At 69.7% G+C, this 638-nt stretch carries 2 protein-coding genes; both read left to right on the forward strand.

Going from position 1 to position 638, the window contains the following annotated elements:
• The coding region (locus tag CRD60_RS08245) for an ABC transporter permease subunit (protein WP_113860791.1) at positions 1-334 on the forward strand (334 nt) is incomplete at its 5' end.
• Positions 335-405: 71 nt separating this feature from the next.
• Positions 406-638 (forward strand): hypothetical protein (locus CRD60_RS09215; RefSeq protein WP_236630927.1); only part of this gene is annotated, 233 nt, incomplete at its 3' end.

Here is a 638-nt window from a genome sequence, read left to right on the forward strand (position 1 = left end):
CGTGCACCCCTCCCAGCGCGCCTCGGCCCGCGCCCTGGGGCTCACCTCCGCCCAGACCATGCGCCTGGTCGTCATCCCCCACGCCCTGCGCAAGGTGGCGCCGGCGCTGATGAACGACTTCATCGGCATGCAGAAGGACGTGGGGCTGATCTCGGTGCTGGGCGCGGTCGACGCGGTGCGCGCCGCCCAGATCGAGGTGGCCGCCTCCTACAACTTCACCCCCTACATCGTGGCTTCGGTGCTCTTCATCTGCGCCTCCCTGCCCTTCATCCTGTGGAACGACTGGTACACGGCCAAGCTGCGCAAGCGCGAGCTGAGCGCGGGCACGGTATGAGCGGGCAGACGGCAATCGGCGCGGATGGAACGCCGCAAACGGCATATCGACGGCGGGAAAGAGAGGAGACCATGATGATGACCAAGTCCAGGCGGGTCCATGCACGCCCCACAAGCGGGACGTCCATGGCGGCGGGGCAAACCGAGCGGGCAGGGAGGGCGGAGACACCGGCCGGCCCGGCGACGGCACCGGTGCTTCCAGCCAGTCCGGCGCCCCGGCCGGGCGGGCGGCCCGAACCGGTGCTGCGCCTGGAGGACGTGCGCAAGTCCTACGGCACTAACCAGGTCCTCAAGGGCGTCTCCTT

The sequence above is a fragment of the Bifidobacterium aemilianum genome (genome assembly GCF_003315635.1).
GTDB classification, from domain to species: domain Bacteria; phylum Actinomycetota; class Actinomycetes; order Actinomycetales; family Bifidobacteriaceae; genus Bifidobacterium; species Bifidobacterium aemilianum.